The following is a 13,961-nucleotide window of genomic DNA, read 5'->3' as shown; positions in this document are numbered from 1 at the left end:
GCATAAAAATGCTAATTTTTTCCAAAAAAATTTATAAACTTAGCATTTTTTAGTTAAAAACATGAGGGACGGCTTTAGAATTGGAATCCTCGGCGGCGGACAGCTGGCCAAGATGAGCGCGCAGGAAGCAAGAAGGATGGGGTTTGATGTCTTAGTTCTGGATCCAACCCCGGGATGTCCCGCCAGCATGGTGGCGGAGCAAATAGTTGGGAGCTTCCAGAACGAGGAGAAGATAATCAAGCTCGCCGAAAAGGCCGACGTCGTAACTTACGACATAGAGAGCGTCAACGTTGAGGCGCTCAAAAAGGTGGCGAAGGAGAAGCCGGTCATTCCAGAGCCGCACGTCTTGGAAGTAATCCGCGACAAGTACGTCCAGAAGAAGGTGTTGAGGAGGGCAGGAGTCCCAGTTCCGTGGTTTCGGGAGCTGAAGAGTTTAGATGAGCTTGAAAACCTGATCCCCGTTGTCCAGAAAGCCCGGAGCGGTGGCTACGATGGGAGGGGTGTTGTGGTCATTAGAGACGAAAAAGACCTTCAAAAGGCTCTGAACGTTCCTTCGTACGTTGAGGAGCTCGTGCCGATCGAAAAGGAGCTTTCCGTCATAGTGGTTCGCAACGATGACGAGACGCTGGCTTATCCAACCACCGAGATGGTCTTCAACAGTGAGGGGAACATTCTGGACTTCCTCGTGGCCCCCGGGCGGGTCGAAAAGGACGTCGAGAAGGAGGCAGAGGAGATAGCCATTAGAGCCGTTGAAGCCCTCGATGGGCGCGGGGTTTTTGGGGTCGAGATGTTCCTTGCCAGGGACGGGAGGGTGCTCGTGAACGAGATCGCCCCGAGGCCCCACAACTCAGGGCACTGGACGATAGAAGCGGCCGTATCGAGCCAGTTCGAGCAGCACGTTAGGGTAGTGGCCGACCTGCCCCTCGGGAGCACCGAGGTAGTTTTAAACGCCGCCATGGTGAACCTTCTAGGAGAAAAAGGCTATTACGGAAAGCCCGTCTATGATGGGGTTAGTGAAGCGCTCAGGATTCCTGGGGTTTTCGTCCACATATACGGGAAGAGGGAGGTGTTCCCCTTCAGGAAGATGGGGCACGTTACTGCAGTTGATAGAACCCTCTCAGGCGCCATCGAGAAGGCCCTGAGGGCGAAGGCACTGATAAGGGTAAGGGGTGAGGTGAATGCCCAAAGTGGGAATAATAATGGGTAGCGACTCCGACCTCCCGGTCATGAAGGCCGCGGCCGAGGTGCTCGAGGAGTTCGGTGTTGACTACGAGATAACCATAGTTTCAGCCCACAGAACCCCCGAGAGGATGTTCGAGTACGCCAAAACGGCAGAAGAAAGGGGGATAGAGGTCATAATAGCCGGAGCTGGAGGTGCCGCCCACCTTCCGGGCATGACGGCATCCATAACCACGCTCCCCGTGATAGGCGTCCCCGTAAAGACATCCACGCTGAACGGGCTTGACTCGCTCCTCTCCATAGTCCAGATGCCGAGGGGAGTGCCCGTTGCAACCGTCGCCATAAACAACGCCAAGAACGCGGCCCTGCTGGCCCTCTCAATCCTCGGGGTGAAGTACCCGGAGATAAGGGAGAAGCTCAAGGAGTACCGGAAGAGGATGAGAAAGGAAGTTGAGGAGAAGGCGGAGAGGCTTGAGGAGATGGGCTACGAGGAGTACCTCCAAGTGACAGGGCAAGGAAAGTGATGCAGACTTTTCGTAGGGGAATTTCAATTTTTTAGGTTAACAAGACATGAAAAGACTGTATAGCACTCTATAGACTACTGCGGCAACGCCTTTAAACCTCTTCTCCGAGTTCTCCCTGGTGGAAAAATGGACAAGAAGCTCATCCTCTTCGTCTGCGTCAAGAACTCCGCGAGGAGCCAGATGGCGGAAGCGTTCTTCAACCACTTCAACGACGATCCAAGGTTCAAGGCCATAAGCGCCGGAACGGAGCCTGCCCAGGAGATAGACCCTCTCGCGAGGAAGGTCATGGAGGAAATTGGAATTTCCCTTGAGGGCCAGTATCCGAAGCTTTACACCGAGGAGATGGCCGATAAAGCGTACATCGTCATCACGATGGGCTGTCTCGACAAGTGCCCCTACGCTCCGCCTGAAAAAACGTGGGACTGGGGGCTCGATGACCCCTACGGTCAGCCGATAGAGAAGTACCGCGAAGTGAGGGACGAGATAAAGCGCCGCGTTTTGAAGCTCATCGATGACTTAAAGGCTGGAAAGAGCAGGGAAGAGATAATCGGGAAGAAATCGGCGTTTTCAATTTCAATTAGTGCTAAATGAGGGTATTGGTTAGGTTCTGCTGTTTCGTTTCAAATATTTTGCCGCTAGTTCTTTCTTTTTCAAAAGACGAAGGGGAGAAAATAAGAACCTCGTGAAAAGAAGAAAGAGAAAATCGAGGATGAATTATCTCACTGTCCGCTAAACTCCATCCTCTTCTTTACTACATCAATCGCCCTCGCTGCGTCCTCCTTGAACTCCGGAAGGCCGAGCTTCTCCATCGTCTCCGGCAGTGGGACGCCGAGCTCCTCGTGCCAGCCCCTCAGCCTGTAGAACTCCCTTCTCGCTTCGAGGAAGTCGTTGTAGTCTATGAAGGCCGCGTTGCCCTTCGCCGGTCCGTCCGGCTCGGGCTCCCACCAGCGAGGAGGAATGGTGTCGTCGAGCGGCGGTGTTACCCAGTCGAGGGCGTCGTGTATTCTCGCTATGCTTTCAACTCCCCATGCCCTCTTTCTGAGTTCTTCTACTGTCCACTCTTCCCCGGTAGCTACAGAGTAGAGCTTGGCCAGGTCTTCCATCTTGTAAGGCACGAACTTGCATGTTCCAAGCATGTCGGTGATGTAACTCTCGTCTCTACCCTCGATGAGAGAAGGTACAAGCTCCTTCGCCGGCCCCTGATTGGGGAGCTGGTGAGGCCTCGGCCAGCCGCGGAGGTGTGAAGCGCCAACGTCAGCGGTGGCGTAGCTAAGTCCGTATGTCCTCCTGCCGCGCGGGTCCCAGGCCGGGCTTTCCATGCCCTTGACGTGAACGGCGAACTCGCAGCCCCGCCCAAGCCTCTCGCAGGCCCTCTTGACTCCGTCCGCTAAGATGGCCCCGATGCCCTTCCTCTCGGCCATCAGCTTTATGAGCCTCTCCTCAGCCTCAGCATCGCCAAAGCCCTTCACAGGGAAGCCTATCTCGTCTTCGCCGATAAGGCCTCTCTCAACCATCTCGAAGAGCCAGGCTATCGTCGCTCCTGTCGCTATGCTGTCCATTCCGTAGTCGTTGACGAGGTGTATGAAATATGCTACGGCGGGGAAGTCAAAGACACCGGTGGCTGCTCCGAGCATGGCTATGCTCTCATATTCAGGCTTGACGCGGATCTTCTTGCCCTTGTACTCGACCTCAACGTAGCGGGCGCACTTTATCGGGCAGCTCTTTCCATGGACGAACCACTCCGGCTCGACCTCGTACTTCTTGACCTCATCTCCACCGAGTTTGGAAGCAAGCTCGTCCGGGATGTAGGGCCTTGAGAAGTTGTAGGCCGGGCTCATTCCGAGTGAGGCCGAGCTCCTGAGGGCGTCGGTCGTTCCGTAGGTTCTCGTGTGCTCGTACTTGGGGTTTGTGGCGAACTCGTTGTAGTATTCCTGCCAGAGTCTCTGGAACTCCTCTGGCTCCGCGACCTTAGGTTTCTCGCCGGGCTCGACGACCACGGCCTTTACCCTCTTGCTTCCAAGGACTGCACCAAGACCACCCCTTCCGCTGGCCCTCTCGGTGTCGTAAATAATGTCCGCTATCCTGCTGAGCCTCTCTCCAGCCGGGCCGACCATTGCCATGCTCGCCGTCGGATACTCCTTCCAGAGCTCCTTAGCTACCTCGTAGTTGCCCTTGCCCCAGAGGTGGCTCGCGTCCTTAATCTCGACCTTTCCGTCGTGGATGTAGAGGTAAACGGGCTCCTCGCTCTTCCCTTCGATTATCAGTGCGTCGAAGTGCCCCCTGAGCTTCGGGCCGAAGGCGTCGCCACCGCTCGAATCGCTGATGAGCCTCGTTTCGGGGCTCTTGCTGACGGCGATTACCTTGCTCGAACCCGGAACGAGGCCAGTCAATCCACCAGCCGCGAAGACGAACTTGTTCGCTGGGCTGAGCGGGTCGGTTCCAGGCGGGACTTCCCTGTAGATGATGTAGTAGCCGAGCCCCTTTCCACCGATGAACTTCCTTATCACCTCATCAGGAAGCTCTTCGTAGGTTACCTTTCCAGTTGTCAGGTTTACACGGGCTATCTTGTTCTGGTAGCCATACATCAGACACACCCCCTTGCGTTCTCTCTATCCTCCTTTGAGAGTCTCCATCCCATAGCACCGAAGTTCTCCTCTAGGTGAGCCTTGTTTCCAGCCTTTGGGATGGCTATGACGTTCTCCTCCCAGATGAGGTAGTTGAGCGCAACCTGAGCGGCTGTCTTACCGTATTTCTTCCCGATCTCGGCCAAACATTCGTTTCTCGCGAGGGTTCCCTTTTCAAGCGGCGTGTAGGCTATCAGCGCAATCCCCTCACGCTTCATGTAGTCAAGCAGGCCGGTAGTTTCGGGCCAGCGGTCTTTGAGGGAGTACTTGACCTCGTTGGCGACTATCTCGTACTTCTTCATCGCCTCCTGGCTCCTTTTAAGGAGCTCAAGGTCGAAGTTGCTGACGCCGATGTAACGAATCAGCCCCCCGTCGACGAGCTCCTCTAACGCGTGCAGCGTCTCCTTGATCTTCTCCCAGCTGTCTCCGGGCCAGTGGAGGAGATATAGGTCTATGTGAGTTCCCAGCCTCTTTGCGCTCGCTCTTGCGGCCCTCTTTGCTTCCTCGTAGCCGAAGTGTGTCGGCCAAACCTTGCTGATGATAAATATGTCTTCGCGCTCGAACTCCTTTATGGCCTCTCCTACGAGCTCCTCAGAGTGCCCAGCTCCGTAGAACTCAGCGGTGTCTATGAGGTTTATTCCGAGCTCGAGGCCATGCCTTAGAACCTCAACGCTCTCATTATCCTTTGAATAGTCTGGACTCTCGTAGCCGCCTATTCCCCACGTGCCCATGCCTATGGCCGTAACTTTGTCGTCACCTATCCACTTAAGGTCGTTAAAAATCCTAACCTTCTTCATCTTTCACACCAAAACGATTTGGAACTCGACCTTAATTAAGGTTTCTCTCTGAACGATAAAATGAAAGAAGAAATGATGGGTCGTGGCCAACTCTGGAAACTGAGTTTTGGCCAAACGGTTGGGGACATTCTGAGAGCGCTACCATGAACGGCAGTTTTATTAACAACGATAGATTCACGCCCAATATGAGACACTTTATTCGACCCTTTAATGAACCAATGCTCGCACTCAGCAACGCACCTCACAACGGGGGCCTCTTTAAGGCAAACGGCTTCTTCTTCATGATGGTTCACAAGAACTATTCTGGAGACTATAAGGCCGACTGTCTAAAGTTCGAACAGGAAAACGGCCTAAATAACTTCGTCGGCTTCATGACGGCGGCTAACATTGAGAAAGTCCTGGCCGTCTCAAGGAGCGGAAGCGTTACAGCCTACATAACTGCAGGGGTAACCAACCCCGCGATAGCCGGAGAAGTCCCACCGCCTTGGAAGCCCGGGACGATAAATATGGCGCTCGTTATTGAAGACGGCCTGACGGTCGGGGCAATGGCCAACGCAATAATGACGGCTACCGAGGCGAAGACATACACCCTGCTGAAGCTCGGCTACAACGCGACGGGAACGACGAGCGATGGGATAGGAGTTTTCGCCTTCGAGGGAGAAAAAGAATGGGCTGGGACGGCGACGGAGCTGGGGATAAACATAGGCCGAGCCGTTAGGAAGGCGCTGGAGGAGAGTTTGGGGAAGTGGAAGTCATCGAGAAAGGGTTAAATACACGTTCGTCAAAATTTACCTCGGTGAGAGGATGGAAGATATGGAGAGCCAGGTTGAGAGACTTTTCCTGTACGCCCAGAACCTCCTCTTGAAGCTTCGGCTGAAGGAACTTCAAAAGGATCACGTTACACTTGAAGACATTGAGAGAATTGTTCAGGAGGAGTTAACTGTTGACGAGGATGTTGAAGACATAACAGAGATAATTCGTCAGATGAGGGAGAGAGATTATGAGTTTGAGTACTGACGTGGTACTGGATACCAGCGTTCTCGTTAAGGGTATTTTGCCCCCTCTGCGTAGGAAACGTGATGAGGTTTATTATAGACAGCTCTCCCTTCATTTGAAGGCCAAGGAACTTTTGAATAACGTTCAGGACGGAATATTCTCGCTTCACGAACCCGTTGTAGCCCTTATTGAAACTTCAACCGTGCTGTGGAGACTTTCGAAAAGTGAAAGAATAGTCAATGTTGGGATAGAGTTTTTGGAGGCACATTCCCTCTTTTACTTTTTTCTTCTGAAAGCCTCGCCCTTTAGGGCGGGGATGCAGTAATCAAAAGACCAGCCTGAAAGCGAGAAAGCACTTCACCAAAATACTTAAATACTAAACCATACTACTAAATACTGGTGAGTGGAGTGGGAGTAATCACAATCTCCGTTGATGATGAAGTCGAAAAGAAATTCAGAGAACTCGTGGAGAAAAAATACGGGAAAATCAGAGGGGCTTTAGGTGTTGCGGTAACCGAAGCAATTAAACTCTGGATTAAAAAAGTCGAAAGCGAGGAAAAATGAAGCGAACAGTAACAGTAAAACTACAACCCTCAAAAGCCCAAGAGAAAGCTCTTTCCGAGTTAGCTCTTATTAGCTCCAAAGTTTGGAACAAGGTGAACTACCTAAGAAGACAAGAATTCTTTGAGAGCAAACCAATAGACTTTAACAAAACCGAGAAAATAGTCTATGAAGAGTTTAAATCCGAGTAGGCTCGGCAACAGTCCAGCAAATAGCGAGAAAGAACGCTGAAAGCTGGAGAAGTTTCTTCTCACTCCTTCGGAACAAGCGGAACGGAGAACTACCAAAATGGTTCAAGCCAAAACCCCCGAACTACATCAAGGAAGGAGGCTTAATAATCCTCAGAAACGACCAATACAAAATTGAGGGAAACAAGCTAATCCTCAAAGGCCTCGGAAAATTCAGAAGACTGGAAGTCCAGTTCAAAGGGAGAATCCACCTTAAAGGCAAGCAAGGTCGCTTAGAGATAACTTTCGACCCTGTAAAGCGAAAATGGTATGCTCATATTTCATACACGGTGGAGGAGAAACTAATTAACGGTAAGTGGGTTAAGCTTCCAAGAGAACCCTTAGGCAACCTTTCAGCAGGCATAGACTTGGGAGTGAACAACCTAATGGCCGTTTACGTTGAGAATGGAGAGAGTTTCTTGGTGAACGGTAGGCCATTAAAAAGTATTGATTTTTACTGGCAGAAGAGGATTGCAGAGTATCAGTCCAAACTTAACAAAAGCGGAGCTAAAAAGAGTAAGAAACTCTCCAGAATGCACCAGAAGGCCAAGCTTCAGGCGAAACACTACATTAACACGATGGTGAGACAAACCGTTGAGAAGCTTTATCATCTCGGAGTTTCGAGAATAATAGTCGGTTATCCGAAGGGGATAGCAAGAAACTCCGACAGAGGTAGGAAGCAGAATTATCTCCTCTCCCACGTCTGGCGGTTTAACACGGTGATAAAACGGCTCAAGGAAGTCGCCGAAGAGTATGGTATTCAGGTTTTGGTTGTGAATGAGGCTTTCACTTCAAAAACGTGCCCCGTCTGCGGGAAGCCCCACGATGGGGCGAGATTTGTTCGGGGTTTGTTTAAGTGTCCCGCAACGGGGCTTATCTTCAATGCAGACCTCGTTGGAGCGTTTAACATTTTGAGAAAGGCTGTAAAAACGATAACCCCGAGCCTCTCTGCTTTGTCAGGAGGTAGGGGTAATTGGCCGGAGACCCGGCCAGAGGGGTCGAAGACCCGCTTTAAATTGGGTCTGAATGAGACTCCTCAAACCTCTCCGCCAATGGTGAGGGGTTAATTCGTTGGAACCCTCGCCCTTTAGGGCGGGGAGGAGGTCAGTCGGATGTGTACCTAATGGATGAGGCTATGAAACTAGGTAAGAAAACTGGGGCCAGCGGCTTTGATGTCCTTTTCCTGGCCTGTGCAAAGGTCTGTGGAGCAGTCCTCATCACAGATGATCTAAAGATGTATGAAAAGGCGAGAGAAATAGGAATAATGAGCCAGCTTCTCAGGGAGATTTCATCCCCATGAGCCTTCTGTAAAGCTCCTCAACCTTCGCTGAGACCTCCTCGGGTGAGAAGCCTGCCTTGATGGCAAGCCAGGTCGCTCCCCCAGCTCCCACGCCCTCTTTTACATAGCCCCTCTCATAGTCCCTCAGACCCCTGAACTCGCTCTTTGAGAAGTCGAGGTCGGCCGCATAGGTGATTGTCCCTATCTCCTTCGCCGTCTTAAGGAAGGTCGCGCTCTTATCGCTGACTACCCACTTTGTCGTAGCTATCATGAACCTGCTCATGTCCTCGCCAAGGGCCTTCAGGAGGGCAGATACTGCCAGCATCTGCGTTCCTCCTGCTAAAACTACATTTTTCCTGAAACCGAGCGCCAGACCCACGACGGCCGCCATCATCGGGTCTCCGAACTGCCTAAGGACCTCAAGAGGATTGTCTCTTAGCTGGCCCCTCTCGATCCCCGCTCTCTTGAACCCTTCGGCTATCACCTGCTCCTTGAGGCTCTGGGGGTTCTCAGGTGAAGCTGAGCTCGTCCTCGCATCGTAGCCCATAGCCCAGAGGACTGCCTGGGCAGTGGTCGTTCCGCCGGGGGTTGACTCGCCGATAACCAGCTCTTCTATCTCCGCCCTATTGAGCTCCTCGCCGAGGAGCTTTGCCATCCTGACAATCTCACCGAATTCGGGGAGTGCCGGCTCTTTCCTGAAGTCCCTTCCAACGGCTGAGCTTATGTGAACGTGGGGTACGAGGGGGGCGAGGTATGTTCCGCCCCTGACCACGAGTATCGGAAAGTTCGCAAGTTCCCTAGCGGCCTTGGTGATTATAGCTGGTGTCGGGTGTCCTTCGGGGGTTACGGGGATAGCGTCTATTATCCTCGGCTTTTCATAGAAGAGGTATTCGGCGTCAGCGGGCGGAGTCAGCTTTGTCAATTCGGGAGTCGCTCCAGCAACGCTTATCCCTGGTATCAGGCTGACCTCAGTGTTTCCCAGAACCAGAACAAAGATGCTCTTCACTTCAACCACCGTGGACTTTTTATCCAGAGCCAATTTAAACTTGTTGGGTGTGGGAATGACGAGGGTTTACCACGTGGTCAGGTTCAAGGGCGGAAGCGCCTACGTGTTATTCGACGGCTGTAACTGGAACTGCTCTTTCTGCGTATGGAGGGAGGTAACGCGATGGAGCCTCTGCTTGCCGTTGGAAACGCACAGAAAGCTCGACTACATGTGGAGGACGGGCAGGGTTAGGTACCTCTCCGTTAATGAAGTCGTGGACCTCCTGAAAAAAGCAAGGGTAACAACGGCCTTCCTCGGCGGAGGAGAACCAACCTTGGACCCCGAACTCAAGGCTCTAATGCGGGCCCTTAGACGCGAGGGGATAAAACCCTGGCTCGTTACCAACGGCGAGAACCTCGACGACGAGATGGTGGAGCTCGCCGAGGGGGCGACCTTCAGCATAAAAGCCCTCGACGATGAACTCCACCGCAGAATAACGGGAGTCTCAAACGGAAAGGTGATCAAGAACTTCAGGCGCTACGCGGGAACAGGAAAGCTTGTCGCGGAGGCGGTCTTTGTGCCCGGCCTCGTGGAGTGCGAGGGAATAGAGAGAATAGCACGCTTCATAGCGTCCATCAGCCCAGAAATGAGGCTCAGAATAGACCCACTCGTCCAGGGGGTCGACATTGAGAAGGTGGACGAATGCATAGAGCGCGTGAGGGAAATTCTGCCGAAAACGGATAGGATACGCGTTAAGGGAAGCGTTGAGCCCCCCAAAGTCCTCTACCCGGAGGTGTGAAGATGGGAAAGGCGCTGATGGTTCAGGGAACTATGTCTGGGGCCGGAAAGTCCCTCCTCGTTGCTGCCCTCTGCAGGATTTTTGCGAACCTGGGCTACGATGTGGTTCCCTTCAAGAGCCAGAACATGAGCCTAAACTCCGCTCCGAGCATCGAAGGGGGCGAAATAAGCCGTGCTCAGTATTTACAGGCTCTAGCCTGCAGAAAAAAGCCGAGCGTGAAGTTCAATCCTATCCTACTCAAGCCCGAGGGCAACATGAGAAGCCAGGTCGTCTTCATGGGAAAGCCGATAGGGAGTGTCTCGGCAAGGGACTACATGCTCTCGAAGAAGGCTGAGCTTTTTGAAAAGGCTGTTGCAGTCTTGAGAGGGCTTATGAAGGAGCACGACCTCGTTATAATCGAGGGCGCTGGTTCTCCTGTCGAAATAAACCTGAAGGACTACGACATAGCCAACATGCGCGTGGCAAAAGCTGTTAACGCCCCCGTCCTCCTGGTGGCGGACATAGACAGGGGCGGAAGCTTCGCCCAGATAGTCGGGACTATGGAGCTCTTAAGCGAGGAGGAGCGGGAGCTCGTTATGGGCTTCATATTCAACAAGTTCCGGGGCGACGCTTCCCTCCTGAAGCCGGGCTTCGAGTTCCTTGAAAAACGCTACGGGAAGCCTGTTCTTGGCGTTGTTCCGTACATTGAGCACCGCCTGCCCGAGGAGGACTCGCTCGCCAAGTTCCCGAAGGTTAAGGGCGATCTGCACATTCAGATAATCAAGCTCCCCCACATAAGCAACTTCACTGACTTTGAACCCCTCCACTGGGCGAACGGCGTGGACTACGTAACGAGGGCCGAGGAAATAAAGGGCGACCTCATAATAGTTCCGGGAAGCAAAAATACCGTAGAAGATTTGCTTTGGATGAGGGAGAACGGAATCGAGGATGCGATAATCGAAGCCCACCGCGAAGGTTCCTTCGTCGTTGGCATATGCGGCGGCTTCCAAATGCTTGGAAAGGAGATAATCGATGAGGTCGAGTCGAAGAGAGGAAGAGTAGAAGGCATCGGCCTTCTGCCAGCCAAAACCGTCTTTACAAGGGAGAAGAGAACCAATCATCTAAAGACTGAAGTGCTTTGGGAACCCGCAAGGGGTATGCGGGTTGAGGGCTACGAGATAAGAATGGGGCGCTCAACTTCTGAAAAGCCCTTCTCGGTAATAACCTCAATAAACGGGGCCAGAGCCTTCGAGCCTGAGGGAGCGATAGGCGAGAGGACCTTCGGCACATACCTCCACGGAATCTTCCACAACTTCGCCTTCACGGAGAGATTTCTCAACATGCTGAGAGCCGAGAAGGGCCTTGAGCCTGTTAAGGTCGAGGAGTGGAGTATAGAGGGAGAGATAGAGAGGTTCGCGAAGGCTGTGGAGGAGAGCGTTGATGTCGAGTACATAATCCAGAGACTTAGCCTCTAAAGATAATCCTCCGGCCCTTCCAATATCTTGGGTGGATGTCTCCGATACCACCAAAGCTTTAGGCGTATGTAAGCGTAAAGACCTGCCATAAGAACGAGGAAAACTACCACTAAGATGAGGGCAAAGAGCAGGAAGCCGGTTAGCAGGACGACTCCAACTATCACCAGAAAGATTAGTGCCAAGGCACTCAACACCCTATTACGGTTCTCCATTTTCGTCCCTCCCAGTGACAAGCCTCGCTATCCTCTCCGCGAGCTTTAACTCTTCCGGCGTGTTGACGTTCAGGGCCAAAAGCGGGTTCTCAAGCTCAAAGAATCTCTCCCCCTCGAAGCCAACCGCGTTAAGGCCCACTATTGCGTAGCCCCGATAAACGAGTGGCTTAAGGTCTTTTGGAACTTTCTGTAAAGGCAAAACTCCGGTCAGGCTCGTTTTCCCGTTGAAGGCCTTTTTAACGGCATAGAAATCGCTCGGCTTTACGAAGGGAATATCCGATGAGGAGCTTATAAACGGTCCGAGCTCACTCAAAAGCCACTGAACGTCCTCGACATAGCCTTTCCCAGGGGTCTCTATGAAGGGGATACCCTCGCGAAGGCACAGCTCCCTTGTCTTCGGCGTGTTTTTTGAGAGGGCCACAATGGTCTCATCAACCCGGGAAGCGGAAGCGTAAACCCAGAGGAGCATCTCTTTGCCGGCTATTTTCAGAACGGGCTTTTCCTTGCCCATGCGTGTGGACTTGCCTCCCGCGAGGATGATTATCACAGATACCACCACACCAGTGCCATAACCAAGAGCGTCCCTGCCCGCGTTATCTCCGCAGTGGCCCCTAGACAGTCCCCGTTCAAACCCCCAAAGTCCTTCAGCGAGAGCCTGACGACATAGGCACCAAAGAGGAGCCCGAGGATTCCGGCTAAGGCTCTCGGCTCAAACAGGACAACTGAAAGGCCCAACAAAACATAGAGGAGCGTCCCGAGTGTCAGCTGTCTTCCGTTCATTCCCTCCATGAAGTACGCACCCAATCCTTTTCCGAGGGGCCGTTTAGTTGCTAGAGCCAGCAACATGGCGTATTTGGAATTCAGCTCTGCCAGAAAGATGGCGTAGAACGGGAGAAGCTGGAGGGAATAAACTTGAAGGAGAAGAACCATAACGACTGCAAAAAGCCCCGCTATACCCGTGTTCACGTCCTTCATAACCTCAATTTTCCTCTCCCTGTCGCCTTTGGCCATTATCCCGTCGGCCCAGTCTGCCAAACCATCAAGGTGGAGGAGACCGATCGTCCAGTAGAGGGCGAGAACCGCAAGCAAATTAGAGAGAGGAAGTCTGAGATACAGGATAAGGGTCGGAAGGGCCGAGCTAACCAGTGCCACGAGTGGGAAGGCCCAAAGCTCGTTTCGGGCCTTTTCAAAATCTCCTTTGACAGGGATTCTCGTGAGAAAGGGCAGGATGTTCCTCATAATTCTCCCTCGAACAGCTTTGTCATGCAGCCAGCTATAAACCCGCCGATGGCATCATCGAGGAACGGTGGAAGTTCAGCCAGAATTCCGGGCTTCCTCGTGTCGTAGTAGAAGAAGTTGAAGAGCGCCATCTTTCCGCCGATGTACTCCGCTAGGTTTATCCCGATGAGTTCATCAGCCACGAGGTTCACGGGGTCGCCCTCAACTTTGAAACCTTCTTCGAGAAGCAGGGCGGCCATCAAAAGGGCCTGGACGTTGATATCGTTTAAGTAACGGAGCATCAAACCTCTGAGCTTTTCTCTGGCGGCTTCTTTTTCCTCTCCGATGTAGAGCTCCATGGCCGTGTCGAGCATCGCCTCCAGGGTTACTCCTTTGGATTCGAGCTTTTGGAGGAGTTCTTGAGCGTTCATAGCTCAGACCTGCCTTCGAGGAAGTTCAAAACTTCTCTGGGAGTGTAAACCTTGATATATCCGCCAACAGATTTCGCAAGCTTCTTGTCTCCCGTGAGAAGCGGGACGTTGAGTGCCAGAGCGAGGGCTACATATGGGATGTCTTTTGGATCAGGACAAATTTCCCTGGCCTTTTCCATCCCTTGAAGGACTATGTTTTCGGGAATTACGACAGTCTGTCTCCGTATAATCGAAAGCACGTAGGCAACTTCGTCTTCACTCAAATGCGTGAGCCTCGATATTCTTTCGCGCTTGGAGTCAAGCTCTTCCCATAAATAGGCTGGAATCAAGAATCGGAACCTCTCAAGGACGTGGTTCTCCATAAAAATCCTGTAGGCAACGCCTCTTCCGTGGAGTGCCGAGAAGATGACGTTGAAATCGAGCACAAGCTCCATTCATACCGCCCCGTATCTCCGGGCTATTGACTCTTTTATCTCCTCTTCGAGCTTTTTGAGTCCTTCTTCATCTGGTTGAGCTTTTTTCAGGATCTCCTCAAACTTTCTTGCCCCCTCAATCCTCCGCTGTATCTCCTGGGAGACCTCAAGGATCACCTTTTCCCTAATGGCCTCGGACATCCCCTCCCACTCGGGAGGTACCTTGATCCGTATGACGATCTCGGACGCCCCCATAATCCTC

At 52.6% G+C, this 13,961-nt stretch carries 19 protein-coding genes and 1 pseudogene; 11 read left to right on the top strand and 9 right to left on the bottom strand.

Going from position 1 to position 13,961, the window contains the following annotated elements; translation table 11 throughout:
• Positions 1 to 61 precede the first annotated feature (61 nt).
• The 3 genes from ACZ5TN_RS01820 (at position 62) to ACZ5TN_RS01810 (ending at position 2,294) form a co-directional block, all read left to right on the top strand.
• Complete coding sequence (locus tag ACZ5TN_RS01820; protein WP_464916977.1) at positions 62 to 1,207, top strand: 5-(carboxyamino)imidazole ribonucleotide synthase; 1,146 nt, start codon at positions 62 to 64, stop codon at positions 1,205 to 1,207.
• Entirely contained in the window at positions 1,179 to 1,703 is a 525-nt protein-coding gene (gene purE, locus ACZ5TN_RS01815) for a 5-(carboxyamino)imidazole ribonucleotide mutase (protein WP_464916976.1), read from the top strand. Before ACZ5TN_RS01820 ends, purE begins: the two co-directional genes overlap by 29 nt.
• A 126-nt stretch (positions 1,704 to 1,829) precedes the next feature.
• Positions 1,830 to 2,294, top strand: coding sequence for an arsenate-mycothiol transferase ArsC (locus tag ACZ5TN_RS01810; protein WP_464916975.1), 465 nt, complete (start codon positions 1,830 to 1,832; stop codon positions 2,292 to 2,294).
• Between the two features lie 128 nt (positions 2,295 to 2,422).
• On the opposite strand, the gene ACZ5TN_RS01805 is transcribed toward ACZ5TN_RS01810, so the two are convergent.
• Positions 2,423 to 4,288, bottom strand: coding sequence for an aldehyde ferredoxin oxidoreductase family protein (locus tag ACZ5TN_RS01805; protein ID WP_464916974.1), 1,866 nt, complete (start codon positions 4,286 to 4,288; stop codon positions 2,423 to 2,425).
• Positions 4,288 to 5,124 carry an aldo/keto reductase gene (locus ACZ5TN_RS01800; protein ID WP_464916973.1) on the bottom strand — a complete coding sequence of 279 codons (837 nt, stop codon included), beginning with the start codon at positions 5,122 to 5,124 and terminating at the stop codon, positions 4,288 to 4,290. The genes ACZ5TN_RS01805 and ACZ5TN_RS01800 overlap by 1 nt, the downstream gene beginning before the upstream one ends.
• A gap of 185 nt (positions 5,125 to 5,309) precedes the next feature.
• Between ACZ5TN_RS01800 and ACZ5TN_RS01795 the strand changes: the two genes are divergently transcribed.
• The 6 genes and pseudogenes from ACZ5TN_RS01795 to ACZ5TN_RS01770 all read left to right on the top strand — a co-directional run bounded on the left by ACZ5TN_RS01795 (position 5,310) and on the right by ACZ5TN_RS01770 (position 8,208).
• A complete protein-coding gene (locus ACZ5TN_RS01795; protein ID WP_464916972.1) occupies positions 5,310 to 5,894 on the top strand; it encodes an adenosylcobinamide amidohydrolase in 585 nt (194 codons plus the stop codon).
• Between the two features lie 34 nt (positions 5,895 to 5,928).
• Positions 5,929 to 6,141 (top strand): hypothetical protein, encoded by a 213-nt coding sequence (locus ACZ5TN_RS01790; protein WP_011249798.1) that lies wholly within the window; start codon positions 5,929 to 5,931, stop codon positions 6,139 to 6,141.
• Positions 6,131 to 6,445, top strand: a complete 315-nt coding sequence (locus ACZ5TN_RS01785; protein WP_464916971.1) for a hypothetical protein — start codon at positions 6,131 to 6,133, stop codon at positions 6,443 to 6,445. The genes ACZ5TN_RS01790 and ACZ5TN_RS01785 overlap by 11 nt, the downstream gene beginning before the upstream one ends.
• Before the next feature lie 74 nt (positions 6,446 to 6,519).
• The gene (locus tag ACZ5TN_RS01780) at positions 6,520 to 6,684 is read left to right on the top strand and encodes a hypothetical protein (RefSeq protein WP_158298051.1); all 165 of its coding nucleotides are present in this window, start codon (positions 6,520 to 6,522) and stop codon (positions 6,682 to 6,684) included.
• Positions 6,681 to 7,975, top strand: a pseudogene (locus ACZ5TN_RS01775) (RNA-guided endonuclease InsQ/TnpB family protein). Before ACZ5TN_RS01780 ends, ACZ5TN_RS01775 begins: the two are co-directional and overlap by 4 nt.
• Positions 7,976 to 8,031: 56 nt before the next feature.
• Positions 8,032 to 8,208, top strand: a complete 177-nt coding sequence (locus ACZ5TN_RS01770; RefSeq protein ID WP_011249802.1) for a PIN domain-containing protein — start codon at positions 8,032 to 8,034, stop codon at positions 8,206 to 8,208.
• On the opposite strand, the gene cobT is transcribed toward ACZ5TN_RS01770, so the two are convergent.
• A complete protein-coding gene (cobT, locus tag ACZ5TN_RS01765) occupies positions 8,186 to 9,193 on the bottom strand; it encodes a nicotinate mononucleotide-dependent phosphoribosyltransferase CobT (protein ID WP_464917453.1) in 1,008 nt (335 codons plus the stop codon). The genes ACZ5TN_RS01770 and cobT overlap by 23 nt on opposite strands.
• Positions 9,194 to 9,248: 55 nt before the next feature.
• Between cobT and ACZ5TN_RS01760 the strand changes: the two genes are divergently transcribed.
• Together ACZ5TN_RS01760 and ACZ5TN_RS01755 are read left to right on the top strand one after the other, a co-directional pair.
• A complete protein-coding gene (locus ACZ5TN_RS01760; protein WP_464916970.1) occupies positions 9,249 to 9,971 on the top strand; it encodes a radical SAM protein in 723 nt (240 codons plus the stop codon).
• Positions 9,972 to 9,973: 2 nt separating this feature from the next.
• Complete coding sequence (locus ACZ5TN_RS01755) at positions 9,974 to 11,425, top strand: cobyric acid synthase (RefSeq protein WP_464916969.1); 1,452 nt, start codon at positions 9,974 to 9,976, stop codon at positions 11,423 to 11,425.
• Here the strand turns inward: ACZ5TN_RS01755 and ACZ5TN_RS01750 are convergent.
• Genes ACZ5TN_RS01750 through ACZ5TN_RS01725 form a run of 6 tightly spaced genes read right to left on the bottom strand, consistent with a single transcriptional unit; the run spans position 11,422 to position 13,954 of the window.
• Complete coding sequence (locus ACZ5TN_RS01750) at positions 11,422 to 11,616, bottom strand: hypothetical protein (protein ID WP_464916968.1); 195 nt, start codon at positions 11,614 to 11,616, stop codon at positions 11,422 to 11,424. The two genes, ACZ5TN_RS01755 and ACZ5TN_RS01750, sit on opposite strands and share 4 nt — an antisense overlap.
• 7 nt (positions 11,617 to 11,623) lie before the next feature.
• Positions 11,624 to 12,184 carry an NTP transferase domain-containing protein gene (locus ACZ5TN_RS01745; RefSeq protein WP_464916967.1) on the bottom strand — a complete coding sequence of 187 codons (561 nt, stop codon included), beginning with the start codon at positions 12,182 to 12,184 and terminating at the stop codon, positions 11,624 to 11,626.
• Positions 12,181 to 12,876, bottom strand: coding sequence for an adenosylcobinamide-GDP ribazoletransferase (cobS, locus tag ACZ5TN_RS01740; protein WP_464916966.1), 696 nt, complete (start codon positions 12,874 to 12,876; stop codon positions 12,181 to 12,183). Before cobS ends, ACZ5TN_RS01745 begins: the two co-directional genes overlap by 4 nt.
• Positions 12,873 to 13,286, bottom strand: coding sequence for an alpha-ribazole phosphatase CobZ (gene cobZ / locus ACZ5TN_RS01735; RefSeq protein ID WP_011249809.1), 414 nt, complete (start codon positions 13,284 to 13,286; stop codon positions 12,873 to 12,875). The genes cobS and cobZ overlap by 4 nt, the downstream gene beginning before the upstream one ends.
• The gene (locus ACZ5TN_RS01730) at positions 13,283 to 13,720 is read right to left on the bottom strand and encodes a PIN domain-containing protein (protein WP_011249810.1); all 438 of its coding nucleotides are present in this window, start codon (positions 13,718 to 13,720) and stop codon (positions 13,283 to 13,285) included. Before ACZ5TN_RS01730 ends, cobZ begins: the two co-directional genes overlap by 4 nt.
• Positions 13,721 to 13,954: a hypothetical protein gene (locus ACZ5TN_RS01725; RefSeq protein ID WP_464916965.1), complete on the bottom strand. Its 234-nt coding sequence runs from the start codon at positions 13,952 to 13,954 to the stop codon at positions 13,721 to 13,723.
• Positions 13,955 to 13,961 lie beyond the last annotated feature (7 nt).

This window comes from Thermococcus sp. JCM 11816 (genome assembly GCF_055396515.1).
Note: the sequence above shows the minus strand (reverse complement) of the source record. Positions and strands in the feature narration are given on the sequence as shown.

Excerpts from the sequence above, each read along its gene's own strand:
- ACZ5TN_RS01820 (WP_464916977.1), top strand. The coding sequence starts at position 62 with ATGAGGGACGGCTTTAGAATTGGAATCCTCGGCGGCGGACAGCTGGCC.
- purE (WP_464916976.1), top strand. The coding sequence starts at position 1,179 with ATGCCCAAAGTGGGAATAATAATGGGTAGCGACTCCGACCTCCCGGTC.
- ACZ5TN_RS01810 (WP_464916975.1), top strand. The coding sequence starts at position 1,830 with ATGGACAAGAAGCTCATCCTCTTCGTCTGCGTCAAGAACTCCGCGAGG.
- ACZ5TN_RS01805 (WP_464916974.1), bottom strand. The coding sequence starts at position 4,288 with ATGTATGGCTACCAGAACAAGATAGCCCGTGTAAACCTGACAACTGGA.
- ACZ5TN_RS01800 (WP_464916973.1), bottom strand. The coding sequence starts at position 5,124 with ATGAAGAAGGTTAGGATTTTTAACGACCTTAAGTGGATAGGTGACGAC.
- ACZ5TN_RS01795 (WP_464916972.1), top strand. The coding sequence starts at position 5,310 with ATGAGACACTTTATTCGACCCTTTAATGAACCAATGCTCGCACTCAGC.
- ACZ5TN_RS01790 (WP_011249798.1), top strand. The coding sequence starts at position 5,929 with ATGGAAGATATGGAGAGCCAGGTTGAGAGACTTTTCCTGTACGCCCAG.
- ACZ5TN_RS01770 (WP_011249802.1), top strand. The coding sequence starts at position 8,032 with ATGGATGAGGCTATGAAACTAGGTAAGAAAACTGGGGCCAGCGGCTTT.
- ACZ5TN_RS01760 (WP_464916970.1), top strand. The coding sequence starts at position 9,249 with ATGACGAGGGTTTACCACGTGGTCAGGTTCAAGGGCGGAAGCGCCTAC.
- ACZ5TN_RS01755 (WP_464916969.1), top strand. The coding sequence starts at position 9,974 with ATGGGAAAGGCGCTGATGGTTCAGGGAACTATGTCTGGGGCCGGAAAG.
- cobS (WP_464916966.1), bottom strand. The coding sequence starts at position 12,876 with ATGAGGAACATCCTGCCCTTTCTCACGAGAATCCCTGTCAAAGGAGAT.
- cobZ (WP_011249809.1), bottom strand. The coding sequence starts at position 13,286 with ATGAACGCTCAAGAACTCCTCCAAAAGCTCGAATCCAAAGGAGTAACC.
- ACZ5TN_RS01730 (WP_011249810.1), bottom strand. The coding sequence starts at position 13,720 with ATGGAGCTTGTGCTCGATTTCAACGTCATCTTCTCGGCACTCCACGGA.
- ACZ5TN_RS01725 (WP_464916965.1), bottom strand. The coding sequence starts at position 13,954 with ATGGGGGCGTCCGAGATCGTCATACGGATCAAGGTACCTCCCGAGTGG.